Origin of the sequence: Massilia sp. CMS3.1 (genome assembly GCF_051262535.1) — a bacterium.
Classification (GTDB): Bacteria; Pseudomonadota; Gammaproteobacteria; order Burkholderiales; family Burkholderiaceae_D; genus Telluria.
This window is the reverse complement of sequence record NZ_JBIMES010000010.1, coordinates 80,901-105,420: the sequence shown is the minus strand read 5'-3', so window position 1 is coordinate 105,420 and position 24,520 is coordinate 80,901. Positions and strand designations below refer to the sequence as shown.

General features: G+C 59.1%; 23 protein-coding genes, 1 other RNA gene and 1 pseudogene. 7 read left to right on the top strand and 18 right to left on the bottom strand.

Annotated features, from left to right (window positions below; genetic code table 11):
- Positions 1-188: 188 nt before the first annotated feature.
- Positions 189-470: a flagellar protein FliT gene (locus ACHAC9_RS16965; RefSeq protein WP_435761475.1), complete on the bottom strand. Its 282-nt coding sequence runs from the start codon at positions 468-470 to the stop codon at positions 189-191.
- Positions 471-751: 281 nt separating this feature from the next.
- On the opposite strand from ACHAC9_RS16965, the gene ACHAC9_RS16960 reads away from it, so the two are divergent.
- From ACHAC9_RS16960 to ACHAC9_RS16945, 4 genes are read left to right on the top strand one after another with little or no spacing between them, the layout of a single operon-like run.
- The gene (locus ACHAC9_RS16960; protein WP_435761473.1) at positions 752-3,385 is read left to right on the top strand and encodes a M1 family metallopeptidase; all 2,634 of its coding nucleotides are present in this window, start codon (positions 752-754) and stop codon (positions 3,383-3,385) included.
- Between the two features lie 23 nt (positions 3,386-3,408).
- Complete coding sequence (locus ACHAC9_RS16955; protein ID WP_435761471.1) at positions 3,409-5,472, top strand: M13 family metallopeptidase; 2,064 nt, start codon at positions 3,409-3,411, stop codon at positions 5,470-5,472.
- Between the two features lie 4 nt (positions 5,473-5,476).
- Positions 5,477-6,133, top strand: a complete 657-nt coding sequence (locus ACHAC9_RS16950) for a class I SAM-dependent methyltransferase (RefSeq protein ID WP_435761469.1) — start codon at positions 5,477-5,479, stop codon at positions 6,131-6,133.
- A gap of 35 nt (positions 6,134-6,168) precedes the next feature.
- Positions 6,169-6,342 carry a CsbD family protein gene (locus ACHAC9_RS16945; protein ID WP_435761467.1) on the top strand — a complete coding sequence of 58 codons (174 nt, stop codon included), beginning with the start codon at positions 6,169-6,171 and terminating at the stop codon, positions 6,340-6,342.
- Between the two features lie 47 nt (positions 6,343-6,389).
- Here ACHAC9_RS16945 and ACHAC9_RS16940 read toward each other — a convergent pair whose 3' ends face one another.
- Positions 6,390-7,415: an AI-2E family transporter gene (locus ACHAC9_RS16940; protein ID WP_435761465.1), complete on the bottom strand. Its 1,026-nt coding sequence runs from the start codon at positions 7,413-7,415 to the stop codon at positions 6,390-6,392.
- A 271-nt stretch (positions 7,416-7,686) separates the two neighbouring features.
- On the opposite strand from ACHAC9_RS16940, the gene ACHAC9_RS16935 reads away from it, so the two are divergent.
- On the top strand, positions 7,687-7,866 hold the full coding sequence (locus ACHAC9_RS16935; RefSeq protein WP_435761463.1) for a CsbD family protein: 180 nt from the start codon (positions 7,687-7,689) through the stop codon (positions 7,864-7,866).
- Between the two features lie 87 nt (positions 7,867-7,953).
- Here ACHAC9_RS16935 and ACHAC9_RS16930 read toward each other — a convergent pair whose 3' ends face one another.
- The 3 genes from ACHAC9_RS16930 to ACHAC9_RS16920 form a co-directional block, all read right to left on the bottom strand.
- Complete coding sequence (locus ACHAC9_RS16930) at positions 7,954-9,150, bottom strand: hypothetical protein (RefSeq protein ID WP_435761461.1); 1,197 nt, start codon at positions 9,148-9,150, stop codon at positions 7,954-7,956.
- A gap of 340 nt (positions 9,151-9,490) precedes the next feature.
- Entirely contained in the window at positions 9,491-11,710 is a 2,220-nt protein-coding gene (locus ACHAC9_RS16925; RefSeq protein WP_435761459.1) for a S9 family peptidase, read from the bottom strand.
- A 107-nt stretch (positions 11,711-11,817) separates the two neighbouring features.
- Complete coding sequence (locus ACHAC9_RS16920; protein ID WP_435761457.1) at positions 11,818-13,218, bottom strand: MATE family efflux transporter; 1,401 nt, start codon at positions 13,216-13,218, stop codon at positions 11,818-11,820.
- A gap of 184 nt (positions 13,219-13,402) precedes the next feature.
- Between ACHAC9_RS16920 and ACHAC9_RS16915 the strand changes: the two genes are divergently transcribed.
- Complete coding sequence (locus ACHAC9_RS16915; protein ID WP_435761455.1) at positions 13,403-14,029, top strand: type 1 glutamine amidotransferase domain-containing protein; 627 nt, start codon at positions 13,403-13,405, stop codon at positions 14,027-14,029.
- Between the two features lie 447 nt (positions 14,030-14,476).
- On the opposite strand, the gene ACHAC9_RS16910 is transcribed toward ACHAC9_RS16915, so the two are convergent.
- The 7 genes and pseudogenes from ACHAC9_RS16910 to ACHAC9_RS16880 form a co-directional block, all read right to left on the bottom strand.
- Positions 14,477-15,031, bottom strand: a complete 555-nt coding sequence (locus tag ACHAC9_RS16910) for a PEP-CTERM sorting domain-containing protein (RefSeq protein ID WP_435761453.1) — start codon at positions 15,029-15,031, stop codon at positions 14,477-14,479.
- Between the two features lie 131 nt (positions 15,032-15,162).
- The gene (locus ACHAC9_RS16905; protein WP_435761451.1) at positions 15,163-15,288 is read right to left on the bottom strand and encodes an excisionase; all 126 of its coding nucleotides are present in this window, start codon (positions 15,286-15,288) and stop codon (positions 15,163-15,165) included.
- 169 nt (positions 15,289-15,457) lie between these two features.
- Positions 15,458-15,694, bottom strand: a pseudogene (locus ACHAC9_RS16900) (Arm DNA-binding domain-containing protein); the annotation flags it as partial.
- 328 nt (positions 15,695-16,022) lie between these two features.
- A complete protein-coding gene (locus ACHAC9_RS16895; RefSeq protein WP_435761449.1) occupies positions 16,023-16,310 on the bottom strand; it encodes a hypothetical protein in 288 nt (95 codons plus the stop codon).
- A gap of 455 nt (positions 16,311-16,765) precedes the next feature.
- Positions 16,766-17,599: a hypothetical protein gene (locus tag ACHAC9_RS16890; RefSeq protein ID WP_435761447.1), complete on the bottom strand. Its 834-nt coding sequence runs from the start codon at positions 17,597-17,599 to the stop codon at positions 16,766-16,768.
- Positions 17,571-17,816, bottom strand: a complete 246-nt coding sequence (locus ACHAC9_RS16885) for a hypothetical protein (RefSeq protein ID WP_435761445.1) — start codon at positions 17,814-17,816, stop codon at positions 17,571-17,573. The genes ACHAC9_RS16890 and ACHAC9_RS16885 overlap by 29 nt, the downstream gene beginning before the upstream one ends.
- On the bottom strand, positions 17,816-18,094 hold the full coding sequence (locus tag ACHAC9_RS16880; protein ID WP_435761443.1) for a hypothetical protein: 279 nt from the start codon (positions 18,092-18,094) through the stop codon (positions 17,816-17,818). Before ACHAC9_RS16880 ends, ACHAC9_RS16885 begins: the two co-directional genes overlap by 1 nt.
- Before the next feature lie 135 nt (positions 18,095-18,229).
- Between ACHAC9_RS16880 and ACHAC9_RS16875 the strand changes: the two genes are divergently transcribed.
- Positions 18,230-18,892, top strand: coding sequence for a recombinase family protein (locus tag ACHAC9_RS16875; protein WP_435761441.1), 663 nt, complete (start codon positions 18,230-18,232; stop codon positions 18,890-18,892).
- Between the two features lie 64 nt (positions 18,893-18,956).
- On the opposite strand, the gene ACHAC9_RS16870 is transcribed toward ACHAC9_RS16875, so the two are convergent.
- From ACHAC9_RS16870 to ACHAC9_RS16845, 6 genes are all read right to left on the bottom strand, one after another.
- Positions 18,957-19,712 carry a hypothetical protein gene (locus ACHAC9_RS16870; protein ID WP_435761439.1) on the bottom strand — a complete coding sequence of 252 codons (756 nt, stop codon included), beginning with the start codon at positions 19,710-19,712 and terminating at the stop codon, positions 18,957-18,959.
- A gap of 216 nt (positions 19,713-19,928) precedes the next feature.
- Positions 19,929-20,828 (bottom strand): DUF2971 domain-containing protein, encoded by a 900-nt coding sequence (locus tag ACHAC9_RS16865; protein WP_435761437.1) that lies wholly within the window; start codon positions 20,826-20,828, stop codon positions 19,929-19,931.
- Positions 20,829-21,002: 174 nt separating this feature from the next.
- Positions 21,003-22,475, bottom strand: a complete 1,473-nt coding sequence (locus ACHAC9_RS16860; protein WP_435761435.1) for a DUF6538 domain-containing protein — start codon at positions 22,473-22,475, stop codon at positions 21,003-21,005.
- A 94-nt stretch (positions 22,476-22,569) separates the two neighbouring features.
- Positions 22,570-22,928, bottom strand: a transfer-messenger RNA (tmRNA) gene (gene ssrA, locus ACHAC9_RS16855).
- Positions 22,929-23,055: 127 nt separating this feature from the next.
- A complete protein-coding gene (locus ACHAC9_RS16850) occupies positions 23,056-23,718 on the bottom strand; it encodes a glycine zipper 2TM domain-containing protein (protein ID WP_435761433.1) in 663 nt (220 codons plus the stop codon).
- 100 nt (positions 23,719-23,818) lie between these two features.
- Entirely contained in the window at positions 23,819-24,520 is a 702-nt protein-coding gene (locus ACHAC9_RS16845; RefSeq protein ID WP_435761431.1) for an HAD family hydrolase, read from the bottom strand.

The following is a 24,520-nucleotide window of genomic DNA, read 5'->3' as shown; positions in this document are numbered from 1 at the left end:
CAGCGGACGCCGGATGCAACCGGCAAAGAGGCGACACCGGGATCTCCTGGTGTTGCTCTCCGAATTCATACGGGATTCCCGTAGCAATGAGGCGCCTCCGGGCGCCTTTTTGTTGTGCGTCTGCTCGTTGCGTGGGCAACAAAAAAGCGCCCGCAGGCGCTTGTTCTTTTTATACCGGGGAGGGCAGCTCAGTGCGTCCGCATCGCGCGGTCCAGCTGACCCATCCATGGCTCGGTCACGTCGCGCACCGCGCGGTCGTGGGCCATGATCTGCTTGAGCAGGTCGATCTTGCGCAGGCGCTTGACGCCGTCCAGGGCCGGCACGCCGGTCGCCGTCGCGCTTGCCTGTACGGCGCATTGCGCCTGCAGGCTGTCGAACCCATTCCAGTCACCCGATTGCGCCGCCGCAGCCATCTTGCCCGTCAGGCCAGCAATATTTTCGTACATCGAGAGAACTTCGTTGGAGGTCATGTTTGCGCCGCGACAATTTTTTTTCGGCCGGATTACCGGTTGTCCTCCTTTTACGGCAGGGCTCGCTGGAACTTTAGGGTGGTTTGCAAAAATAATTGAAAATTTTTCTCGTCGGCGCTAACAGGGGCGCGGGCGGGCGCCGTAGTACCGGGTTTTTGCATTCCAGCGCGTCGTTTTGCCGTCTGTCGCATTCCGGCAGGCCTCCGTGATCGCTTTCTTTACAGTGCGTGCTGGGTCGCTGCGCCAGACGCGGCGCCAACATAATAAGACAAGAGGACAACATGAGACACTACCGAGCATCCGGCGCCCTTGCCATGGCGCTCGCATTGGCCGCCGCCACGGCCCAGGCCGAAGCTCCGTTTTCGTTTGCCACGACACCCGGCAAGCTGCCGAAAGACGTCATCCCGCTGCTGTACGACGCCCATCTCGTGCCCGACATGGCTGCCGATACCTTCCGCGGCACGCAGCGCGTCGAAATCGAGGTGCTGCGGGCCACAAAGCGCATCGTCCTGAACGCCGCCAACCTGAAGATCGAACGCGCCGCCTTGTCCGGCCGCGGCCTGGCCGAACGCAGCCTGGCGCCCGTTCTCGACGAGAAACAGGAAACGCTCGCCTTCGAGCTCGGCGCGCCTTTGGCGCCCGGCCGCTACACGCTCGCGCTGACATTTTCCGGCCAGATCAACCGCGAAGGGCGCGGGCTGTTCCAGGTAGGGTACAAGGCGGGCGGGCTTGAGAAGAAACTGATTGCCACCACGATGGAGCCGTCCGACGCCCGGCGCATGCTGCCGACCTGGGACGAGCCCGCTTTCCGCGCGCGCTTCAAGCTGACGGTGGACCTGCCGGCCAGCTTCAAGGCCTATTCGAACACCCCGGTCGAGAAGCAGGAAAAGCTCGCCACAGGCCTGCAGCGCATCTCGTTCGCGCCGACGCCGAAGATGCCGAGCTACCTGGTGGTGCTGGTGGCAGGCGACATGGAACGCGTGTCGGCGCGCCAGGACGGCGTCGACATCGGCGTCGTCACGACCGCCGGCAAGCTCGGCTCGACTGCCTTCCCGCTGCAGGCCACCAAGGACCTGCTGCGCTACTACAACAATTATTTTGGCGTTCCCTATCCGCTCGCCAAGCTCGACCAGATCGCGATCCCTGGTGGTTTTAATGGCGCAATGGAAAATTGGGGCGGCATCGTCTACAACGAATCGACGCTGTTGGTCGACCCGAAAAAGAGCCCGGAAGACGTCAAGAAGCTCACCTTCGAGGTCAACGCCCACGAGATGGCGCACCAGTGGTTCGGCAACCTCGTCACGATGGCCTGGTGGGACAACCTGTGGCTGAACGAAGGGTTCGCTTCCTGGATGGCGGCCAAGGCCACCGAGCACTTCCATCCGGAGTGGCGTCCTCACCTGGACGGCATCGCCGGGCGCGAGGGCGTGCTGAACCTCGATGCGCGCAAGACCACGCACCCGATCCAGACCCGCATCGACAACGAGGAGCAGGCTGCCGGCGCGTTCGATGCCATCACGTATGAGAAGGGGCAGGGCTTCCTGCGCATGCTGGAAGCGTATGTCGGCGAGGATCAGTTCCGCAAGGGCATCCGTGCCTACATGGCGAAACACCAGTATTCGAACACGACCACGGCCGACCTGTGGGCCGCGATCGAAAAGGCGTCCGGCAAGCCCGTCGGCAAGCTCGCAGCCGACTGGACGACCCAGCCCGGCTACCCGCTGATCTCGGTGAGCCAGGCCTGTGTGGACGGCAAGCGCCAGGTCAGCTTGGCGCAGGAACAGTTCCGCCTCGACGAACCGGCGCTTGACAACCGCTTGTGGAACGTCCCGCTGCAGGTCGGCACGGTCAATGGCAAGGCCTGGTACACGCTGCTGGCCAACCGCAGCACCACCATCACGCAAGGCAGCTGCGACGGCACATTGGTGGTCGACCCGCACAGCGTCGGCTTTTTCCGCATCCAGTACGACCGCGCCAGCTTCGACGCACTGGCCGCGAATGCCGCGCGCCTGCCGGACCCGACGCGCCTGAAACTGCTGCTCGATGCCTGGAGCCTGGTGACGGCCGGGCGCACCCAGCTCGACGCCTACGTCAGCCTGGTGGCCAGATACGGCGACGAGCCGCGCCTGGCGCTCTGGCAGTCGATCCTGTCGAACCTCGGCACGCTCGAGCGGCTCGCGCGCGGCGAACCGGAGCAGGCCCTGATTCGGCGCTTCGTGATCGACTTCGTCGGGCCGCGTTTTAGCAAGCTCGGCTGGGAACCGAAAGCGGGCGAGTCAAGCGAGGACCGCCAGTTGCGTGCGCTGCTGGCCGCGACCCTGGCGCGGGCCGGCGACGAACGGGCAATCGGGGAGGCGCGCGAGCGCTTTGCGCGTTACCAGGCCGACCCGGCATCGGTGAGCCCCGACATGCTCGACTTCGTGGTCAATACCGTCGGCCGCTATGCCGATGGCGCCACCTACGCCGCACTCGGCAAGCACGTTGCCGCCGCCGGCACCGACGAGGAACGCAACCGCTTCGGCGCTGCCATGACGCTGGCGCAGGATCCGGCGCTGGCGGCCAGTACGCTGGGCATGGCCATCTCGCCGCAGGTGCCGGTCAACCTGGCAAGCGTCATCGTCTCCAGTGTCGGGCGCGAGCATCCGGACCAGGCCTGGGCGTTCGCCGTGGCCAATCGCGATGTCCTGCTCAAGAGTACCGATGCCATGGGCCGCAACCGCGCGCTCGCCTCGGTGGTCGCCGCGTCCTCTGACACGCGTCATGCGGATATGATGGAAGGCTATGTAGGCCAGAACTTCGGCCCGGACGCGCTGGTCGAAGCTCGACGGGTGGGAAATGGCATTCGCGTGCGCGCGGCGCAAAAGGCGCGCCTGCTGCCGCAAGTGCGGGCCGCATTGCAGTCAGCGCAACAGTAATTGTTCGATCACAAAGGAAAAGCATGAAGACTCGCCCGACATTTGCCAGGACCGCCGTCGTTCTCGCTCTGTGCAGCAGCACGTTCTCCGCGGGATACGCCGCCGCCCAGGCAAGCGCGGTGGCGCCACCCGCCGAAAAACCCGCCGCAACCAAAAGCGCCGGCATGGCGGTGTTACCCGGTGACGACTTCTACGCCTTCGCCAATGGCGACTGGCTCGCCAAGACCGAGATCCCGGCCGACCGCGGTTCCTGGAGTGCGATGGGGGCGCTGGCCGAAGACACGAATACCCGCATCACAAAAATGATCGAGGAACTCGCTGCCGACAAGAAAACGCGTGGCGAAGCGCGCAAGGTGGCCGATTTCTACACCGCCTACATGGACGAAGCCGGCATCGAAAAACGGGGCCTTGCGCCCCTGAAGCCGATCTTGGCAAACATTGCCGGCATCAAGGACAAGGCAGGCCTGGTGCGTGCGCTGGGCAGCTCGATCCGGGCCGACGTCGACCCTCTGAACAGCACCAATTTTTTCACGGAAAACCTGTTCGGCCTGTGGGTCGCGCAAGGCTTGAACGAGCCGTCACGCAACCTGCCTTACCTGCTGCAGGGCGGCCTCGGCTTGCCGGACCGGGCTTATTACCTGGAAAACAATGCGCGCATGGCCGAGCTGCGCACCAAGTACCAGCAGCACATTGCCGCCATGCTCAAGCTCGCTGGCATGGACAAGGCCGACGAACGCGCAGCGCGCGTGTTCGAACTCGAGCTGGCGCTGGCGCAAACCCACGCCCCGCGCGAGGATTCGGCAAATATCCAGAAGTCGAACAATGTGTGGACCCTGAAGGACTTCGCCGCCAAAGCGCCGGGCATCGACTGGAACGCCTTCTTCAAGGCGGCCGGTTTATCCGGCCAGGACCGCTTCCAGGTCTACCACCCGAGCGCCATCACAGGCGCGGCCAAGCTGCTGGCCGATGCCGACGTCGCCAGCTGGCGCGACTACCTCGCTTTCCACAAGCTCAATCAGTACGCCAGCCTGTTGCCGAAAGCCTTTGCCGACCAGCGTTTCGAGTTCAACGGCCGTGCGCTCTCCGGTACGCCGCAGCAGTCGGCCCGCTGGAAGCGCGCCCTGGGCGCCACCAATGCCGCCATGGACGAAGCCGTGGGCAAGATCTATGTCGCACGCTACTTCCCGGCCGAGAACAAGGCACGGGTGCAGGCAATGGTGGCGAACATCATCGACGCCTTCAGCCGCCGTATCGACAAGCTCGAATGGATGGCCCCGGCTACCCGCGCCCAGGCCCAGGCCAAGGTCAAGTCGATGTATGTCGGCATCGGCTATCCGGAGCGCTGGAAGTCGTATGACGGCTTGAACATCGTCGCCGGCGACGCCTTCGGCAATGCGATCCGCGCCGAACAATACCACTACCAGCAAGAGCTGGCCAAGCTGGCGCGCAAACCCGAACGCACCGAGTGGGCCATGCCGCCGCAGCTGGTCAATGCCGTCAACCTGCCGCTGCAAAACGCCATGAACTTCCCGGCCGCGATCCTGCAGCCGCCGTTCTTCGATCCGAAGGGAACCGATGCCGCCAACTACGGTGCGATCGGCTCGATCATCGGCCACGAGATCAGCCACAGCTTCGACGACCAGGGCGCCCAGTTCGACGTCCAGGGCCGCCTGCGCGACTGGTGGACGAAGGAAGACCTGGCGCACTTCAAGACTGCGTCGAACAAGCTGGTCGCGCAATACAGCGCCTACAAACCCTTCCCGGACCTGGCGGTGAACGGCCAACTGACGCTGAGCGAAAACCTGGCCGACCTGGCCGGCGTGGCCGCCGCCTACGATGCGTTCAAGACCACGCCATCGGGCAACACCCCTGATGCGGACCGCCAGTTCTTCACCGGCTTCGCCCAGGGCTGGCGCAGCAAGGCGCGCGAAGCCTCGCTGCGGCGCGCCGTCCTCACCGACGGCCACGCGCCCTCCCAGTACCGCACCTATATCGTGCGCAACCTGGATCCCTGGTACAAGGCCTTCGACGTCAAGCCGGGACAGTCGCTCTACCTGGCGCCGTCGGAACGCGTGAAGATCTGGTGACGCCATGACCGACAGCATTGACGACATCTCCCGGCGCACCCTGGCCCACTACGAACTCAACGCACGCCAGTTCTTTGCCGGCACGATCGACCACGATGTCAGCCAGAACATCTCGGCATTGCTTGATGCGATCGAAGCGCCGGCGCCGTACACGCTGCTCGACCTTGGTTGTGGTCCGGGGCGCGACCTGAAAACCTTCAGCACGCTCGGGCACCGGGCCATCGGCCTCGATGGGGCCGCCGAATTCGTTGCGATGGCGCGCGAACACAGCGGCTGCGAAGTCTGGCACCAGGATTTCCTGCACCTGGACCTGCCACCGGGCTACTTCGACGGCATCTTCGCGAACGCATCACTGTTCCATGTGCCGGGAGCTGCCCTGGCCGATGTGCTGGCGGCGCTGTATGGCACCCTGAAACCGGGCGGGGTGCTGTTCAGCTCGAATCCGCGCGGGCACAACGAGGAGGGCTGGAACGGTCCGCGCTATGGCAGCTACCATGACTACCCGGCCTGGGAGCGCCATCTGATCGCGGCGGGATTTTTGCCGCTGCGCCATTACTACCGTCCGCCGGGCTTGCCGCAAGAACAGCAGCCGTGGCTTGCAAGCTTGTGGCGTCGTCCAAATGTTAGCCAGCGAACAGAATCGCCCGACCATCAGGCCTAAGGTAGGGCTTCGATTCCAACCGAAGAGGACTCATCATGAACGAGGACCAAATCAAGGGTAAGGCCAAGGACGTCGGCGGCAAGATCCAGGAAAAGGTCGGCGAAGCTGTCGGCAGCCGCCAGCAGCAGTCCGAAGGGCAGTCGAAGCAGGTCGAAGGCAAGGTGCAGGAAAAGGTCGGCGACCTGAAGGATATCGTCAAGGGCAGCTGATTGCTCAGCCACCAATAACCAAGCCGCGACGTGTCGCGGCTTTTTTGTTATTTCTCCGCTTGCTCCACCTTATCCCCCAGCACATCCTCCACATACAGCATCTGCACCAGCACTTTCAAAGCCGCAGCCAGCGGCGTCGCCAGCGCCACTCCGGCAAAGCCGAACAAGGTGCCGAACACGAGCTGCATGACGATGGTGAGTGCCGGCGGCAAGTCGACTGCGCGCGATTCGATCAGCGGCTGCAGCACATAGCCTTCGACCAGCTGCACGCCCACGAACAGCAGCACCGTGTACAGCGCCAGGTCAGGGCTGATCGAAAACGCGATCAATACCGCCGGCACGCCGGCCATGATCGGCCCGAGATAGGGTACGAAGTCGAGCAGGCCGGCAATGATCCCGAGGATCAGGGCCAGCGGAACGCCCAGCACGGACAGGCCGATCGAGGTCACGGTGCCGACGATCAGCATCGATACCGATTTGCCCAGCAGCCAGCTCGACAGCGTATGTCCGATCTTTTGCAGCACCTGGCGTGCGCGTGGGCGCTTCGACTGCGGTACCAGCTTGATGAGGCCGCTCGTGTAGAGGTGTGGCGAGGCGGCGAAATAAATGCCGACGAAGAGGACGATGACGACGTTGCCGAGCGCACCCAACACCCCGCCGAAGAACAGCCCGGCATTCGGCACCAGCTGCGACAGCTGCTTGACGATCTGCTCGGTCGGCGGCAGGCCTGCCAGCGCCTTTTTCAGCAGTGGATACTCGTTGACGACGCCTTGCAGCTGTTGCAGCGACTTGGGCACCGTTTCGGCGAGTTTACTGGACTGCTCGGAAATTTGCGGCGCCATGGCCCAGCCCCCCAGGCCGATCGCCGCGAACAGCAGCAGAACCACCAGTGCCAGCGCGAACTCACGCCTGAGCTTGATGCGACGCGCCAGCATGTGGGAAAGTTCATACAACAGCACCGCGCACAGGATGCAGGCGAACACGAGCAGCAGGGCGTCGGCCGCGAACCAGACCGCGGCCAGTCCCAGGACGAAGAGCACGCTGATGCCATCGACAAGGGCAGTGCGCTTCATGAGCTTGCGTTGCGGAGCACTTGTGGCGCCGGAGGAGTGCTCGAGGGGCAGGGCGGGAGGGTGGACAGGTTCGTGCATGATCGTGTTTGATTAACAAAAGAATAATTAAACTTTACCATCGGTCACGACGTACTGGCGCATGGATGAGCTGAACTAGCGTTCGAGGAAATTGTCGAGCTATGTGAACGGACGCACGGACGGCCGCCGCAAGGCGGCGTAATCTGAACCCATCGCGTCGTCATCCGACCGCGCTTCACGCAAGGAGATCATCATGAACAAAGACCAAGTCGAAGGCAAACTGCAAGACATCGGTGGCAAGATTCAGGAAGAAGCTGGCAAGCTGGTCGGCAACACCGAGCAGGAAGCCAAGGGCCTGAAGAACCAGGTCGAAGGCAAGACCCAGGAAAAGTTTGGCGACGTCAAGGAAAAGCTGAAAGACGCTACCAACTGATTCCCGCACCGCCATCAGGCGGTGCAGTGAATGAAAAAAGGCCCCGGCGTCTCGACGCCGGGGCCTTTTTACGTGCTACCCAAGTGCTTACTGAACTTCGTAAGCGCCGATGTCGACCTTGGTGCCCAGGTTCGAGCGCAGGGCAGCGGTAGCAGTGTGCTTGTAGCTGGCCGCCGCACTGAGCGTCACGTTACCGGTCGCATAGCCCGGTGCCGAACCGGCGTTCACGATCAGCGAGTTGACCAGCGGACGCAGGTCGTACGCCGCACGGTTGACGAAGCCGACCGACAGGGCCTGGTAATTCGTCGTCTTGATCGCATTGGTCTGGGTGGTAACAGTGCCAAAGCCGCTGAAGATGTTGTTGATTAGCTTTGCCGGCGTAGCAGCGTTGCGGACCGTCACGAAGGTGCCGCGGACGCTATCGTCGTTGACGAAGGTATTGTTGACCACATACAGATCGGTAGCGTAGCCGCTGGTGCCTTCCTCGCCGTAGGACACCATGGCCGGGTTGTTGGCCGATGCCGGTTGCATGATGATGTTGCCGATGATGAAGGTCGTGCCGCCATTCGGCACGTTGACTTCGTAGCTCGGCTTTCCGGCGCCAGTGCTGCCGGTTTCGCCTGCACGCAGGCTCGAGAAACGATTGTACGCAATCGTGTTGTACAGCGCGCGCGTCTTCAGGCTGTGGCCGACGTTGGCATCGTGCGAATAGTTGTAGCGGAAGGTCAGCTTCCCGACTTTGCCGATATACACGTTATGGCTGTAGCCGTCGCCGTAGCCGTTGCGGCCGAACTCGTTGTTTTCCAGAATCACGGTGCTGGCGAGGTTCACGCCGCTCAAGATGCCGTTCTCGTTATCGTGCAAGAACGAGTTACGCAGCGTGAAGTTCGTACCTTGCAGGCGCAGGGCGGCACCGTTCTTGTCCACTACTTTGGCGCCATACATTTCGACATTGTCGATCACGATGTTGCTGCCGCTCACAACCCAGATGGCTTTGCCTTGCGAACTTTTGCCGCCGGCATTGATTTTCGGACGACCGTTCACGCCGCGGATAGTCAGGTCGTTCTTGGTAATTTCGCACACGTCGCCCGTATAGGTGGCGGCATGGATATCGATGACGTCACCAGCTTTCGCTGCGACAAATGCCTTGCATGGGGTAGCGTAGGTCTTGCCTGCACCGACACTCAGGGTAGCGGCAGAGACCGGTGTCGCAATGGCAGCGCCGACGAGCAGGGCGGAAACAGCAGCAGTGATGCGGGTAAGGTTTGTACGGATGGCTTGCATTGGGAATGTCCTCGTTGTGGTACCGCTCGTCTTGAGCGTGTCTCTAGATCAGGAACATGGAGAATACCTTGAGGAATTAATTCTGTGCGGACAGAATTCGTTGACAAAAATTTATACATTTGTCCGCAAATGCGCATTCTCCTAGGAAAAACGTGCATTCATAGGTTGATATATGTGTCTAAAAAAGTTGTATACTGTCGCGTATACGAGACATTCAGCGTTGACTTTTTATTGACTTCTCAGAAATTATCTAGACTTGACGGCAACTGTTGAGCGTAAGACCATAAAAAAACCGGAACACCCGCAAGCGTTCCGGTTTCGTCAATCCCGCATGGCGGGATTATCTGGCTTGCGTACCGCCGAGGTTCTTCTTGAAAAAGTTCTCGATCAGCCCGTACACGTGGCGCTGGCTGGTGCGGCCCGAGATGCCATGCTTGGCGCCCGGATACGTCATCAGGTCAAATTGCACGTTGCGCTTGACCAGCTCGTCGATCAGGCGCGTGCTGTTGGTGAACAGCACGTTGTCGTCGGCCATGCCATGCACCAGCAGCAGCGGCGACGTCAAGCCATCGAGGTGCGCGAACACGCCGCTGCGGTCGTAGGCATCCTTGTCCGATTTTGGCGTGGCGCCGACGTAGCGTTCGGTGTAATGGGTGTCGTACAGTGCCCAGTCGGTTACCGGCGCTACCGACACGCCCATCGCGATCTTGCTTGATGCCGCAGCCAGCAGGCGCAGCGTCATGTAGCCGCCATAGCTCCAGCCGAACACGCCGACGCGCTTCGGATCGACAAAGCTCTGCTGCGCGAGCCAGTCGATGCCGCTGACCTGGTCTTCGACTTCGTTCTTGCCGAGGTTGTTGTAGATGACATCGGTGAACTGGCGTTCGCGGCGGCTTGAGCCGCGGTTATCCAGGCGAAACACCACGAAACCCTGCTGCGCCATGTACTGGTCAAAATAATTGCCCCAGGTACGGGTCACGCGCTGCGAGTGCGGGCCGCCATAGGTGAACAGAAAGACCGGATACTTCTTCGTTGCATCGAAACCGGCCGGCTTGATCATGGAATAGTGCAGGGTCTGGCCATCCTTGGCCTTGATCGTGCCGAATTCGGTCGGCAGCAAGTCGGGCAGGAAACTCGCGAATGGGTGGCTGGCATTCAGCTCGTTACGTTCAAGCCATTGCACCATCGCACCGTCGGCACGGCGAATCGATACTTGCGGCGGGGTTGTCGTGCTCGAATAGGTATCGACAAAGATCTTGCCGTTGTTCGCGAACGCGGCCTCATGCCAGCCGTCGCCGGCCGTGATGCGTGCCGGCTTGGCAGCAAGGCTGCCGTCCAGCGCCAGCGCATAGGTCTGCTTGTCGATGACGGCGTCGCGGTTCGACGACACATACACCTTGCCGGCAGCTTCGTCGACGGCCAGCACGTTGTCGATGCCCCATTCGCCGCTCGAGATCGTATTGAGCAGCTTGCCGTTCAGGTCGTACAGGTAAAGGTGGTTGCGGCCTGAGCGCTCTGAGGCCCAGATGAAGGCCTGGCGGTTCTTCAGGAAGCGCAGGTCGTTGTGCAGGCTGACCCAGGTCTTCGAGGTTTCGGTAAGCAATGTGCGCTGGGCCAGCGTGGCGGCATTGACCGCGACCAGGTCGAGGCGCTTCTGGTCGCGCGTCTGGCGCTGGTAGACCAGGGTCTTGCTGTCCGAGCTCCAGTCGGCGCGCACCAGGTAGATGTCTTTTTCAGCACCGAGGTCAAGCTTGCGCGAGACGCCCGTTTCCGGCGACACGATGAACAAGTCCACCAGCACGTTCGGGTCGCCCGCAGCGGGATAGTGCTGGTCGATCACTTCGGTGCGGTCGGCAAAGATCTCGAAACGGCGGACCACCGGCACCGGCGCTTCGTCGTAGCGTTTATAGGCAATCGCGGAGTCATCCGGCGCCCAGTAATAACCGGTGGTCTGGTCCATTTCTTCCTGGGCCACGAACTCGGCTTCGCCGTTGTGCACGGTGCCCTTGCCGTCTTGCGTCAGCTGGCGCTCGGCGCCGGTCTTCAGGTCGATCACGACCAGGTTCTGGTTGCGGACAAACGAAACGTAGCGGCCCTTCGGCGAAATCTTTGGATCGAGCACATTGCCCGATGCAACCTTGCGCGCGGCATCCGGCTTGGCGGCGTCGATCAGGTACAGGTCGCCGGCGATCGGCACCAGCAACTGCTTGCCGTCGGGCGACCAGTTATAGGTCAGGATGCCGGACAGGCTGGCGGTGCGGGCGCGCTCGCGCCGCGCCTTTTCCTCGAGCGACAGGTTCTCGTTGGGCACAAGCTGCTTGGAGTCGACCAGGCGGCGCGTGGTCTTGTCCTTCATGTTGTATTCCCACAGATCCTGCTGGAACTGGTTGTCCGTGCGGCCGCGCAGGAAAGTCACGCGTTCGCCGTCAGGCGACACGCGCACGTTTTTCACCCCGGGGCCGGCAAGCGAGGTTTCGCCATGGATACGGTCGAGCGTGAGGCGTTCCGCGGATGCGGGCGCGGCCGCGAGCGCGGCCAGGAGGCAGAGGAGAAGGCGCATTGATTGTCTCGATGAAAGTTAGCTTTATGCAACGGACGAGACGATACCAGAGTCCACGGGTAAAAGCTGTACATACCCACCCGTGGCGGTCGGTAAAAACCACAGTGTCAATGCACTGCGGCGCGCGCCTTCTGGCGCGACAGCCGCTCCATGGCCACGGAGAGAAGCACGGCGGCAATCGTCAAGCCCAGCACCAGCCCGATCCAGAAGCCGGTGGACTCCATCGGCACTGCAGGCGACCAGGGGAACCAGCTGGGGGCGATGCCGAGGATATAGCCCAGCGGCAGCGAGAAACCCCAGAAGGCGACCAGCTGGATAATCATCGGCGGACGCGTCACCTGGTAGCCGCGAATGGCCGAGGCGGTGGCAACCTGGGTCGCGTCCGACAACTGGAACAGCGCCGCGAACAGCAGCAGGTGCACGCAGGCTTCCTGCACCGCCGGGTCCGAGGTATAGGCGCGCGCGATTTCCCAGCGGAAGAGGGCAATGAAGGCGGCCGACAGCACGCCGAAGGCAACCGACATGCCCACCCCCACGCGCGCCACGAATTGCGCGCGCACCGGATTGCCTTCGCCCATCGCCTGGCCGACGCGGGTGAGCAAGCCGATACCGAAACTGAGCGGCACCATGAACACGAGCGAGGCGAAGTTCAGCGCGATCTGGTGCGCCGACACCTGCACCACGCCAAAGCGTGCCACAAGCAAGCTGATCAGGCCAAACGCGCTGACCTCGGCAAAATAGGTAACGCCGATCGGCAAGCCCAGATGCAGCATGTGACGAATTTCTTTCCAGTCCGGACCTTCCCAGCCGGTGAATGGATAGGTCATGCGGTAGACGGGAGACACTTTCACCCAGACCAGCATGGCGATCAGCATCAGCCACATGCCGACGCTTGTGGACACGGCGCAGCCGACTGCGCCCATTCGCGGAAAGCCCCAGTTGCCGAACACCAGCAGCCAGTTGCTGGCGATGACGAACAACAGCCCCAGGATCGCGATGACCATGATCGGCTTGGTTTCGTTGATGCTGGTCGTGTAGCCGTACAGCGCGCGGTAGCAGGCAAAGGCCGGCATGCCGAGGCTCGTCACGTGCAGGAACATGGCGGCGCGCTCGGCCACCGCCTGGTCCAGGCCGATATGGTCGAACAGCAGCGTGCACAGGTTGGTCGCGATCAAGGCGATGACGCCGATTCCGGCGCCTTTCCACAGTGCCTGGCGCACCGAGTGCGGAATCTTGTCGTAGCGTCCGCCACCGATTTCGTGCGCCACCACGGTATTAATCGACATCATGACACCCATCACCGTCACCAGCACGATCGACCAGACCGAGGCGCCGAGTGAGACGGCCGCCAGTTCCTCCGCGCTCACGTGCCCCGTCATCGCGACGTCGGCCACGCCCATGCCGACCGTTGCCAGCTGGCCGACGAGCATCGGCCAGGACAGCGTCCAGAGGGTGGCGATTTCTACGCGGACGGGGGAGGGCGAGATGGGGAGGGTGGTGGTAGTCATGGGGTAGCTTGATGCGGAAACCTGGGATTTTACTGTCTAAGTGCTAAGACTGTGGTGAAGGTGTCTGGCGTGCGCCGCATGTGGAGATGCGAATGGCGGAACTTGTTAAGCGCGCGCCGTGGACGCTGGCGTCCTCCTAAAATCGTGTCAGATGATTCACGAACATTCACATCAAGGAGGTCACATGGAATTGGAACAGGTGCAAGTGCAGGAGTCGGAGAATGAAACGGCCGGTCGCGGGGCCTTGGCAGGCAAGCGCGTTGCCGTCCTGATGACGGATGGCGTGGAGCAGGTCGAGTACACGCAACCGCGCAGTTTCCTGGAACAGCAAGGCGCCGAGGTGATCCTGATTTCGCCAAAAGCCGTGGGAGAGACAGTGCAGGGCATGAACCATGACGCACTGGGCGATACTTTCCGCGTCGAGATGAACGTCAACGATGCCCGTCCTGCCGACTTCGACGCGCTGCTGCTGCCGGGCGGCGAAAAGAATCCGCTGGAATTGCGCAAGAGTGCCGAGTCGATCGCCTTCATCCGCGATTTTTACGACGAGGACAAGCCGATCGCGGCGATTTGCCACGCTCCCTGGGTGTTGATCGACGCGGGCATCGCGGAGTCGAAAAGCCTGACCAGCTGGCCTGAGATCCAGGACGACATGAAGAATGCCGGAGCGGAGTGGAGCGACCAGGAAGTCGTGATCGACGAAAAGCTGATCACGAGCCGCAAGCCGGATGATATTCCGGCGTTTAACGACGCGCTGATGAAGGCGATGATGATTTCGCCGGATATGGCGGATATGGGGCCGTCGTCGTAAATTTGAAGTGAAGCAGCGCTGGGGCTGGGGCTTTGAAGTTTCAGCCACCGCGCTTCTTGATCAATTTTGACCCGCGGCGCGTTGCGCGTATCTTTAGCCCGCACCGTCTCCCGTATAGGGTCATTGAGGCCAATGGCCTTAATGACGGGTTCAACGGGCATTCATGCCCACGCGGATTGGAAGCGCCGCTAACAGGGCAGGCAGCAGTCCCGCAAACGTCGCCGCGCTGTCAAGCGTCAACGCCTATCTCCCGCTGCAACTTCTTCGTCAACTTCCCAAACACCAGCTCATACGACCTGCGCAACAACTGCGCCGCTTCCTTATTGGTCGGTAGCGGTGGTCTGAAGCCCATGGGGGAATACTACTGTATGTACATGCAGTATTTGCATCGCTATCAGCAAAGAAAAAGGCCGGTAGGTACCGGCCTTCATTCTGCAACTTGGGAAATTACTTCTGGCGGCGACGCAGAGCGCCCAAGCCAGCAAGGCCAAGGCCAATCAGAGCAAGACTTGCTGGCTCTGGAACTTCGTTCACTTCAGCCACTTGCCAGTTGTAGGAAGCAGGAGAACCATCCATATACGCATTGAGGTATGGATCAGTCCCTTGATAGGCTTGGGTAAAGTTATAAGTGTAGCCATAGAAGTTAAACCCACTAAGCGAATACAAGAATGCGTCATAGTCCCATTGACCGTTTCCAACGTCAGAGTTGACAAAAATAAAATTATTTTCCAGGCCGTTAAACGATGCTACTCCGCCAGATTCAAAACTGCCGGTAGACGTACCTACCTGCGCGGAAAAAATAGGCTTACTTTCGCTACCAATTTCTAAACCGTTAAATGCAAGCGAAATGTTGGATAGATCATTGATGAGATTGCCGTTTGCTGTACCCTCAAACGAGCCAGTAAACTTGTTGTTATATCCATCTTCCACCGAGAAGGTGTAGACACCTGCCTGAGCGGTGCCGACAGTAGCAAGCAGAACAGCGAGAAGAAGTGTTTTCATGACATACCCTAGGGTTATTTTTAGATGTATGCCTATAAGCAAAAAAAATGCCAAGTAGAAATATCAATGACTTAGAAGAAATTTTAGTTGCTATTGTAAAATTTTCCGACAGTGTTGATTGCTGGGATTGATCAATCGGGGAGGTACGCAGCGTCTTTCCGAACGCACCACAGCTTGCCGATCTTCACGGCCTGAGGATAGATCCTCCCATCGTGTACCCACCGGCGCAGCGTGTTGATGTGCGGTGCATGCTCCAAGAAGCAGGCTAGCCCAGATTTCAAGAGGTATGTACCGAGGAAGGCCGATTGTGTCCTCCGGTAGGAGGTGCATCGAATTGCTGGGCGGCGGCGGCCGAACTGGTGTCTTCGCCGGCATCTCAGCGCGATTCTTTCGGACCCAATCGACAAGCGCTTCCGGTGTCATGGTGATACCGTCGGCAAGCTGTTTACGAGCAGTGTCGCGCCGATCGCGCGCATCTTTTAGGCCCACGTCTGGATACACGCCCAAGGAAAGCAGCTTCTCTTTTCCTTCGAAGCGATATTTCAGGCGCTACCACTTACCCCCGGCCGGGGTAACAAGCAGGAACAGGCCACGCTCGTCGAAGAGCTTTGCTGGCTTTGCGCCAGGCTTGGCGTTGCGGATGGTTATGTCCGTCAAGGGTATATTGGGGTAAGTCCTCTACGAGATTCCGAGTTACCCCGCAGAGTTACCCCCGGAACGAATTAGATGTGGTTGGACTATGTTACCCCATCTTAGAGGACGCCCATAGTAAAAAACCCGCACAATGGCGGGTTTTTGGAGGTCGCTGGAGTGATCCAGATTATTAGTTGGTGGAGGCGGAGGGAGTCTCCAACCTCCACCATCTGTTCCGTTAACCCTTTGATTCTGTTGAGTGTCGCCCCGGCGTGGCTCAAAAAAAGCACCCCACTTGGGGTGCGACGTTGGGGGGATTTTACACGGTCGAAGCTGACGTCGGTCGCCGATGTGCGCGTCAGGTGTCCCATGCCGCCATTGCTTCATGAAACTCTCGGTCGATCCGGTCGGTTTCCTCGGCTAGTGATCGCTGCCAGTCTTCGTGGGCGGCTCGGTCGAACGTCTTGGCCGCGTCTTCCATGAGAAAGGCGATGAGCGTGGCGCTGACGGTGGCGATGCCTAGCCGTTGCTTGTCTCGGTAGCGTTGGGCGCGCTGGGCTGGCGTCAGTGCGTCGGGCTTGCGAGGTCGGCCTCGTTTTCCGTGACGTGTTTTGGCGAGTGATGAATTTGAAGACGTTACCGACATGGAATGCGGCTTTCTTATAGGCCGGGTGTGGGAGGAATCCCCCATTTTTCCCGGGGTGGCGATGGACAGAATTTATATAAGCAAAGAATTTGCCACACACGGATTTGGGTGATCAGCACCATCAGAAAAAGCTGTCTTTTAGCTAAGACCACCCACCTTCCCACATAGCGGACTAGCGTCCGCTTGAGGTTGAGGTCGAGGTCGAGGTCGAGGTCGAGGTCGAGGTCGAGGTCGAGGTCGAGGTCGAGGTCGCCCGGTTGACCTGGACCGCCTCCTCCAGATCGATGCCCTTCTGATGGTGTGGTTTCTGGTGAGGGAAGGGTGAGCACTAGTTTTTGAAGTGCTCACCCTCCGTATGACAAACGGTGCTCACCCTTGTTTTCATAGGGAGAATAAGGGTGAGCACTTTAGAGGTTCTATCTTCGATAGAACAGGCACTCCAGGAGGTAGCAGCATTACGGGTTTTCCTGTCTTACCGGCCCGAATTCCTCCCATGCTTTCTTGACCGCCGCGATCTGCTGTTGCACCTTCAACCTGGTCATCTTCTCGCCATAGATGGCCGTGACCATCTGAGCTGTCAGGGTGTCGCGCTGGTCGGCAAGCAGGTAGGTTTTCCAGATCATGCAACGGTCGCGTGTGATCTCGTTCGGCCTTCTCTTGCCGGTCTTATCGGGGTGCTGTGTCGCATAGCTGGCGATTGCGAACCGCATCTCGTCCGACTGCTTGAGCTGGCGCTGGCGTGCGAGTTGGCGAGTGGTCTTGATGGTCATCAGGTCGAGCCGGTCGTTGTCGGTCAGGCATAGCCCCTTCGTGCAGTAGGTGGCGAGCGCGCCGCGCCCCCAGCCATGCTCAAAGACGATTCGGGCCTTCTCGTGCCAAGAGTCGTCAGCGTGGCCGAATAGCCGCTTCCAGGATCGATACACCTTCTCGGGCGCGTCAATTCGGCGCGTGTGCCAGTAGAGGTCAGCGAGCCAGGTGACGAACCGCATTTGGCCGCTGTCGTCGTTGCGCGTGAATCGAAAGATTGGCGGGATGCCGCGCCGCTCAAGTTCCTGGTGAATTTCCCAGAGCATGAGCGGATCGGTGGTCGTCTCGATGCGCACGATGAGCGTCGAGGTGTTGTAGTCAGGTAGCGCCTTTACCAAATCCTGGAAAGTCGCCCACAAAGCCTTCTGGGCTTCTCTGGCGCCTTTCAGGAATGGGATGCTGTCGATGCGTTCGCGGTAACGGAGTTCGCCGCGTTCGCATTCTTCGCCGTCGTCAGGCAGCGGCGTTAATAGCGCGTGCATGCGAGTGAATCGAACCGCCGGATTCGTGGTCGAGGTGGCAGCCCTGAACGACTGCGGCGCCGCCCGCAGCGTCAACGAAGATGAGCACGTCTACACCGTCTACAGTCGCCACGTGCATTTCTGGTGCTTCGGGTGCGTTGATGGTCGAGTGGATGACGCAGGATTCGCTGGTGATGATCTCGGCGAATTCGGTGTGATTGATGAAGGTAGCGTTCATTATTTTGTTCCGTAACGGTTGGTGAGCTCTTCGAGGTCTTGCTTGAGGCTGTGAGGGCCGGGGCTTTTCAGGGCTTCGATTGCCGCGATGCGGTGTACGCCGGTCGGTGGCAGATCGTCCAGATAGGCGTCGAAGGCCAAGAAGTCTTCCATCTTGCACAGCACAGCGGTGCGGACTAGTGAGCCGATGGAGATTCCTGCCTTCGTTGCGATTGAATCGAGGACACCGTGCAGCTCGGGTTCGAGCTGGATGGAGAGCCGGGGTTTGCTGGTGGTCATGATTGCTTTCTAACTTGTTAAGATGTTGCATTATATCGTGATGGTGGTGCATTTGTACACCAAACTGCCGACAGGGCTGTTATACTGTGTCAACACTAAACGGTCGTTTACGTATGACACAGCAAGGACACAATAATGAAAAAGGCAATTATTTACCGTCGAGTTAGCACGTCGGAACAGGGCAAGAGCGGGCTTGGCCTGGACGGGCAGATGGCGACGTTGGAGGGGTTCTGTGTTGCTGAGGGGTTCGAGGTCGTGGACGGCTTTGTGGACATTGCCAGTGGCAAGCTGGCTATTGATGATCGTCCTGGCCTTGCGCGTGCGCTCGATGCTGCTCGTCGCCTTGGTTGCCCTGTCATCGTGGCGAAGCTGGACCGTCTGAGCCGGGATGTGGCGTTTGTCTCGGGGCTAATGGCTCGCAAGGTGCCATTCATCGTGGCCGAGCTGGGGACTGACGTTGATCCGTTTGTCTTGCACCTGTATGCCTCACTGGCAGAGAAAGAGCGGGAACTGATCTCTCAGCGTACTAAGGCCGCACTGGCGGCGAAGAAGGCGGCCGGCAAGGTCCTGGGGAACCGGACTAACCTAGCGGATGCTCAGGCGAAGGGTAGGGAAGCTCAGGAGATGGCTTCGGTCGAATTCTCGCGCAAGATGATGGGCCTGCTGGGGAACCTGAAAGAAGGCATGAGCCTGAACCAGGTCGCCGCCCACCTGAACCAGATGAACGTGCCGACGATGCGCGGTGGTCGGTGGACTGCTAAGGCGGTAAGTCGGGTTCAGCAGTGGGCCACTTTATAAGCAGTAGCTCAGATATGACCTGACACATTGCACAATGAAGTTCCTAAAAACTTGCGCTAATGTATCAGTTTAACTGTGATTCAATATGAAAGTTGATTGGATGCTGCAAATCGGAGAAAGCGGCATAAATCAGCGATAAAACTGCACGCCATTTCGAAGCCTTAATGGTCGGGACGGCGCCTTCGTAAACCCCCGTCTCGACGCCAACGATACGGGCGCGCTGGCGGCTCCAGGTGTTAGCGGGTAGGGTAATGTCGCCAATCATCCATACACTGCAGCCACTAATACCTCGTAGGCCACCAGGCATTCCGACCCAATGATTAGAGCGCGTACGCATGCTTGCATTACGCCCCTCATGGTCAAGCATTATGTCAGGACTTGCGTGAAGAAGCATGTGGTGATTGGTATCAAACCCTTGCAGTCCGCTCGATGAACCCGCGTAGGTCCATGCTCCGTATAAAAGCGGTTTAAGTACCATCGTCGCAGACGGACTATCTGAACTTTCAGACCAAACACTCGGAAAGCCACATAGAACGAAGTAGCCATTTGATAAGTCTGAGGTAAAATCTACATCGCTAATCCTAACAAAGTCACAGCCCGCCAATCGCTGGTGTTCATTGTCATTTAGGCGATAGACGGCAATGTCATACTTGTCGCCCTGAAGAGTTCCGGAGTCCGACGCACTTAAGGTCCATTCGCCAGATAACGGCGTATGCGAGCCTGCTTTCAATGCGACGATTCCAGGACTTCCCTCCATTTTTTGCGCAGCTAATGCCACGTGGGCTGCAGTAACCAAAAAATAGGCATCTGCGATCGCCAATAGGGTTCCGCTACCGATCTGAACAACAGATTTCCCTTGAGTGCAAGTTACAGCCACGGTCGAGTTAGGGATGAGCGATGGGATACTAGCATCTATCGATTTTACTACCTTGGTATACGCATCAGAATTCATAGTAATAATGCCTCGCTACTAAGTTTTCAATTTTCGCTATGGTTGATCTCGACATTGGACTCACAAGCTGTCCCGCCATATCAATCAGCTCCGAAATGAGTCAAGTAGCCCAGTCACTTGCGCAACCTCTTCGGGTATAGCTTTTGCGCCTGCAGAAATATCTTGAACCCGACTAAACGGTGCGAAGTCAGAAAATTCGACTCGCGTAAATCGTATTGTCGAGCCATCCTTTTCACGTGTTTCTGGGACAACAGGTTCAAGAATTGGACTTGTACCACGGACGAGGCGCCACTCCCGTTCGTCACTCCAATTTTTCGATTTAAAAGAGATGGTATAGATAAGCAACAATTGGTAGAACGCAACTGAAGCACCCATTCCCATAAAAATCGCAGAGGGATCGTTAAGATGAGCAAGAATGTGATTTACTTCTTTCTGAATAGCCGTATTGATAAGTGAAACCTGAGTGTTGATGTCATAAATCACTTTTAATAGCATCAAATTTCTCTTCGCCAAGTCCGGAAGCAAAGGCTTGGTAGTGCGAAAATTAAGACAATAACCCTTTCCTTTATTTCCATACTTTTCCCACTGCGAATTAGAGTTCCCGTCTTCGCACAGGCTAATAACAAAGGGGGCTTGGAGTCCGTTAAAACTATTCGAGTACGGGTTCGAGCGCTCTAGCGCCATATCAAAAAATTCGTCCAGTTGAAAAATTTTCCTAGGCGCATATAACTTTCGTTTCTCTTCAAGGCAAGCGTGGACGATATAGCTCCCGTACCACAATTCTCGCTTATCGTTCATATCGTAAGCGTGCGACGCCCACATTTGCTTACTGCCTAAAATAGATTTCAGCGCGCCGAAATCTGGCGCGAAGTGATGGAGTCTATCTGGCAATTTCGCGTAATTATCGTCGAGAAATCTTTCGATCTCTTTCTGTGCCGCAACAAAACTACCAATGTGAGCATCAAGATTTAATTCATTTGGCATAAATTTTCCCTGGTTTCAAATGCAAAACAATTAAAATTTGCATTTAACTATGCTGCATCAAAGCAGGTGTCTGTTCGATAGCGGCCCCGTGAGAACTTTAACCCATTTAGGTATACTTGTCAGTTTACGGTTGGGCTATTAGCCCATCTACTCCGCAACCAGAGAAGGAATTGGTCATTCGCCCGTAATCTCAACATCTTCGAACTTGGGTACGAGGTTCCAGACATCAGGGTGAGGCTGGAATCTCTCAACGGTCGGCTTGCGCTTCACGGCATCTTTCACGTTCCAGTAAACCTGTCCCGTGATCAGCTTTCCGTCATGGCCGACGATTGGCGCGATTGCCGTTTCCTCCACGTCGTTGTCGAGCAGGGTCGATATGAATGTATGTCGGAATGAGTGAAAGACTTTTGTGTGCTTTTCCAGGATTCCACAACGTTCCCTGAATTTTCCAAACCATCGTGAAGGCATTTTGCCGTAGCCTTCATCGGTCAATTTTAGCGTTGGGAATAGGCGTTCATGGCCCTGCGCGCGCAGGCGGTTAACGTAGCGAATTAGACCGACTTCGATCAATTTGTCGTGGATCGGAACCAGGCGCCTAGCGTTCTTGTTTTTCAGCCGCTGTCCCTCTCCCGCATCCTTGATGTTGATACAGTCGATGCCGCCGACTACTTCGAAGTCGGAAAGATGAAGCTGGCAAAGCTCGTTCAGGCGCGCGCCGGTCAACAATCCCATGAGGGGAAGCCAATAGCTATAGGCGGTCGTGTATTGGCGCTGCGTATGTTCAGCCGCACCGAAGAGCCGGGCGAGTTCATCGTTCGTGAATGGTTCGCGCTGCTGGCCGTCGCTTTCGTTCAGGCTGCGCCCACTGAACGGGTTGTAGCGCAGGTCATACTTTGGTTTTAATGTGGCGAATTTGAATAGGCTGCTGATCCGCTCAAGGCTCTTGTTGATTGTCCGCGTCGCCATCGGTGCCGGGTTTAAGGCGATGACTTCACTGATGGTCTTGCCTCTGTATGCCGGCATCTTGTTCATGTTCGCGGGCAGCTTTTTCAGCGTTTCAACGTAAGTCAGCGCCTGGTCATCGCCAATGTCACCGATGGGAAGGTCACCGATGATGGTCAGACACAGCTTGTAGACCGCCAGGTTCTCGTCCTGGGTTTTCGATGTCCACTTACCGGCAGCGAGCCGGTCGCGCTTGTAGTCCTCGATGAGTTCAGAGAATAGGGGCGTGGACTTCTTCCGCTCCTTGGTGCCAGCGCCAGCGGTGCCATTGATTGCCGCCAGGGCAGCGGAGACCATTTCCGGCGTGTCGTGCGGTTCGGTCTGGAATCTCACAGTCTTCTTGGTCGGCGTCACCGTGTCAAAGTGAAACTCCATGATGAGACCCAGGTCGAGGCCACCAAGCGGCCCAGGAGGCGTTTTTTTCTGTTCAGACATAGTTCCAGTGCGAATTTGGGAGAAGAGCTGTTTGAGCGCGTGCGAGAGGGCCTGGGCGGTCGTAGCGGCCTCCCGCACGTTGGCGGTCCGGAGGCTGCGGTAGATTTCGCGGGTCTTGAAGTGGATCCGAAGGTCTGGCGGGATTGCTATACGGAAGTGCAGTATGCCGGATCGGGCGCGGTGCAGATGAGAAGGTAGTCGGATTGCCATTCTGTCTCTTGGGGTGCTGACTTGGGGTGAACAAGCCAAAACCGGAGAGCAGAAAAGGAAAAACCCCTGACGAATCAGGGGTTTATCGGAATACTGGTGGAGGCGGAGGGAATCGAACCCTCGTCCGCAAGCGCTCTACAGACAGTTCTACATACTTAGCACTATCATTTAATTTAGCCTGGACACCGGGGATGTGCACCCTTTGTACAAGCGAGTTACCTTAAATTTCGGAAGCAACCAAGTAACCCGGTTGAGTCCTAGCCTCTGTAAATGACTCTACGTGCCTTGCGGCCCACCCCAGAGGCGAGGTAGTGTAGAGCTAGCAGCAATTAAGCTGCGAGTGCGTACGAGTTATCGTTTGCAGTTATTGATTTCTGGATGTATTTACGAGGTAACCAGTCCTCGGTATGCCCTGCGCTGCTTTACAACCCACGTCGAAACCAGGTCGCCCCCAACGAAGTTCCATTGTACTTGAATCGCGGGCTGTGTGTTGCGCATCCCGTGGTCGTGCGTGCGTGCCTGAGCCGAAAGACGACGAAACCGCAAGAATGCTGTGGTTTCACTCCAGACCAGCCAAATTTTACTGACCAGCGCGCTTGGCGACTTCGTTGCCGACGTAGCCGCCGCCGATGATGCCGGCCAGGGTTGCCAGCTTCTTGCCGTTGCCGCCGCCGACCTGGTTGCCGATCAGGCCGCCGATGACGGCGCCGGTGCCGATGCCGACATAGTTCGGCTGGGCTGGTGCCGGCGCTGGGGCGGCGCGGTAGGTCGGTTCCTCGTGACGCGTCACCTGGCGTGCCGGACGGTGCTCGACGACGCGGCGCTCGACGACGCGTTCAACTACGCGCGGCTGGACTACGGTTTTCTTCACGGCGGGCGCAGCTTCCTGCTTCACGATCACGACCGGTGCCGAAGGATAATTGGCCGACTGGATGTAGGTCGTCGTGCCCGGTGCGGCGCTCACGACCATCGGTGCGGCTGGTGCGTACTGGGCAGGTGCGGCGGGCTGCAGCTGTTGTGGGGCGAATTGCGCAGGATACTGGTTTGGTGCAGTTGCCTGCTGGCCTGCGGCGAGCGCCATGCCGGCGGCTGGCAGCAAGGCGGCTTGCGCTTCCGGTGCGCTGCGCGAGGAGGGCAGCATGCCGGAAATCGCAGCGGCGCCGGTCAGGCTGACGATGATCACCGACGCGGCTGCGGCGGCCATCAGGGGATGAATACGGGTGGCGGTTGCGGTGGTGTTCATGGTCTGCTCCATCTGTTGCGTTGTCGATGGAGTCAGATTACGGACGATGACAGTTACACGGTAGACAGAAACCGGTATCAGTCGTAATCAGATGTAAGTATCAGGCATTCACCATGGACGGCGTGCGAACCAGGCTGCGCAGCAGCTCCAGCAGGTCGAGCGGCGTGGTGCATAGGAAGTCCGCACCCCAGGCCTGCGGTTCGATCGCGCCGCAATAGCCCCAGGCGCAGGCAACCGTCAGCATGCCCGCCGCGCGGCCCGCTTCGATATCGCGCAGGTCGTCGCCGACATACCAGCAGGCGCTTGGCGCGATATCCAGGCGGCGCGCACCTTCCAGCAAGGGCGCCGGATGGGGTTTCGCGTGCGGCATGGTGTCGCCGGAGACGATGCAGCCGGCGTGCGCCAGGCCGATCTCCGGAATCAAGGGGTCCGTAAAGCGCGCCGGCTTGTTGGTGACGACGCCCCAGGCCATGCCGGCGTCCTCGATGCCCTGCAACAGGGCGTCGACGCCCTCGAACAGACCGCTCTCCACAGCCATGTTCGACTGGTAGCGGTCGAACCATTGGACGCGCAATTCTTCGTAGCCGTCGTCGCCTGGCGCCAGGCCGAAGGCGGCGCCGATCATGCCGCGCGCGCCGGCCGAGGCGGTCGGGCGCAGCACGCTGTAGGGAGTCGGTTCAAGGCCGCGCTCGGTGCGCAGCCAGTTGACGGCGGCGGCGAGATCAGGCGCGGTGTCGGCCAGCGTGCCGTCGAGGTCGAACAGGACGGCACGCGGTGCCTTGGTCAGAGCAGGGGAGGTCAT

Coding starts and splice junctions, on each gene's coding strand:
- ACHAC9_RS16890 (WP_435761447.1), bottom strand. CDS start 17,599: ATGCACGCGCTATTAACGCCGCTGCCTGACGACGGCGAAGAATGCGAA.
- ACHAC9_RS16960 (WP_435761473.1), top strand. CDS start 752: ATGAGACACTACCGAGCATCCGGCGCCCTTGCCATGGCGCTCGCATTG.
- ACHAC9_RS16935 (WP_435761463.1), top strand. CDS start 7,687: ATGAACAAAGACCAAGTCGAAGGCAAACTGCAAGACATCGGTGGCAAG.
- ACHAC9_RS16895 (WP_435761449.1), bottom strand. CDS start 16,310: ATGTCGGTAACGTCTTCAAATTCATCACTCGCCAAAACACGTCACGGA.
- ACHAC9_RS16930 (WP_435761461.1), bottom strand. CDS start 9,150: ATGCAAGCCATCCGTACAAACCTTACCCGCATCACTGCTGCTGTTTCC.
- ACHAC9_RS16940 (WP_435761465.1), bottom strand. CDS start 7,415: ATGAAGCGCACTGCCCTTGTCGATGGCATCAGCGTGCTCTTCGTCCTG.
- ACHAC9_RS16875 (WP_435761441.1), top strand. CDS start 18,230: ATGAAAAAGGCAATTATTTACCGTCGAGTTAGCACGTCGGAACAGGGC.
- ACHAC9_RS16915 (WP_435761455.1), top strand. CDS start 13,403: ATGGAATTGGAACAGGTGCAAGTGCAGGAGTCGGAGAATGAAACGGCC.
- ACHAC9_RS16865 (WP_435761437.1), bottom strand. CDS start 20,828: ATGCCAAATGAATTAAATCTTGATGCTCACATTGGTAGTTTTGTTGCG.
- ACHAC9_RS16925 (WP_435761459.1), bottom strand. CDS start 11,710: ATGCGCCTTCTCCTCTGCCTCCTGGCCGCGCTCGCGGCCGCGCCCGCA.
- ACHAC9_RS16955 (WP_435761471.1), top strand. CDS start 3,409: ATGAAGACTCGCCCGACATTTGCCAGGACCGCCGTCGTTCTCGCTCTG.
- ACHAC9_RS16910 (WP_435761453.1), bottom strand. CDS start 15,031: ATGAAAACACTTCTTCTCGCTGTTCTGCTTGCTACTGTCGGCACCGCT.
- ACHAC9_RS16860 (WP_435761435.1), bottom strand. CDS start 22,475: ATGGCAATCCGACTACCTTCTCATCTGCACCGCGCCCGATCCGGCATA.
- ACHAC9_RS16965 (WP_435761475.1), bottom strand. CDS start 470: ATGACCTCCAACGAAGTTCTCTCGATGTACGAAAATATTGCTGGCCTG.
- ACHAC9_RS16950 (WP_435761469.1), top strand. CDS start 5,477: ATGACCGACAGCATTGACGACATCTCCCGGCGCACCCTGGCCCACTAC.
- ACHAC9_RS16945 (WP_435761467.1), top strand. CDS start 6,169: ATGAACGAGGACCAAATCAAGGGTAAGGCCAAGGACGTCGGCGGCAAG.
- ACHAC9_RS16845 (WP_435761431.1), bottom strand. CDS start 24,520: ATGACCTCCCCTGCTCTGACCAAGGCACCGCGTGCCGTCCTGTTCGAC.
- ACHAC9_RS16850 (WP_435761433.1), bottom strand. CDS start 23,718: ATGAACACCACCGCAACCGCCACCCGTATTCATCCCCTGATGGCCGCC.
- ACHAC9_RS16885 (WP_435761445.1), bottom strand. CDS start 17,816: ATGAACGCTACCTTCATCAATCACACCGAATTCGCCGAGATCATCACC.
- ACHAC9_RS16880 (WP_435761443.1), bottom strand. CDS start 18,094: ATGACCACCAGCAAACCCCGGCTCTCCATCCAGCTCGAACCCGAGCTG.
- ACHAC9_RS16920 (WP_435761457.1), bottom strand. CDS start 13,218: ATGACTACCACCACCCTCCCCATCTCGCCCTCCCCCGTCCGCGTAGAA.